The sequence below is a fragment of the Halomonas sp. B23F22_20 genome (assembly GCF_043496985.1).
Lineage (GTDB): Bacteria > Pseudomonadota > Gammaproteobacteria > Pseudomonadales > Halomonadaceae > Halomonas.
Map to the genome: position 1 here is coordinate 1 of NZ_JBIEKH010000073.1, position 869 is coordinate 869.

The following is an 869-nucleotide window of genomic DNA, read 5'->3' on the forward strand; positions in this document are numbered from 1 at the left end:
TCACCTTTATCGACGGCGGCCTGACCATCGATAAGGCCGCCGCCACCGTCACCGCCAATAGCGACACCGTGACCTACAACGGCGGTGCGCAAAGCGTCAGCGGCTTTACCGCCAGCGGCCTGGTGGGTGGCGAGGACGAAGGCGTCCTTACCGGCGTGGCCACCAGCGGGGGCACTGGTACCAATGCCGGCCGCTACGTGCATACCGCCAGTGGCACGGATGGCAATTACGACCTGACCTTTATCGACGGCGGCCTGACCATCGATAAAGCACTGGCCACCGTCACCGCCAATAGCGACACCGTGACCTATAACGGCAGCAACCAGAGCGTGAGCGGCTTTACCGCCAGCGGCCTGGTCGGTGGCGAGGACGAAAGCGTCCTTACCGGCGTGGCCACCAGCGGTGGCACTGGTACCAATGCCGGCCGCTACGTGCATACCGCCAGTGGCACGGATGGCAATTACGCCCTCACCTTTATCGACGGCGGCCTGACCATCGATAAGGCCACCGCCACCGTCACCGCCAATAGCGATACCGTGACCTACAACGGCAGCGTCCAGAACGTGACCGGCTTTACCGCCAGCGGCCTGGTCGGCGGCGAGGACGAAGGCGTCCTCAGCGGCGTCACCACCAGCGGCGGCAGCGGCACCGATGCCGGTAACTACGTGCATACCGCCAGCGGCAGCGACGGCAACTACGCCCTCACCTTTATCGGCGGCGGCCTGACCATCGATAAGGCCGCCGCCACGGTCACCGCCAATAGCGACACCGTGACCTACAACGGCAGCAACCAAAGCGTCAGCGGCTTTACCGCCAGCGGCCTGGTCGGCGGTGAGGACGAAAGCGTGCTCAGCAGTGTCACCACCTCG

General features: G+C 65.0%; 1 protein-coding gene. It reads left to right on the forward strand.

What is annotated here, in order from left to right; all coding sequences use genetic code 11:
* On the forward strand, nucleotides 1-869 hold an 869-nt coding region (locus tag ACGTN6_RS20610; protein ID WP_394594928.1), incomplete at both ends, for an MBG domain-containing protein.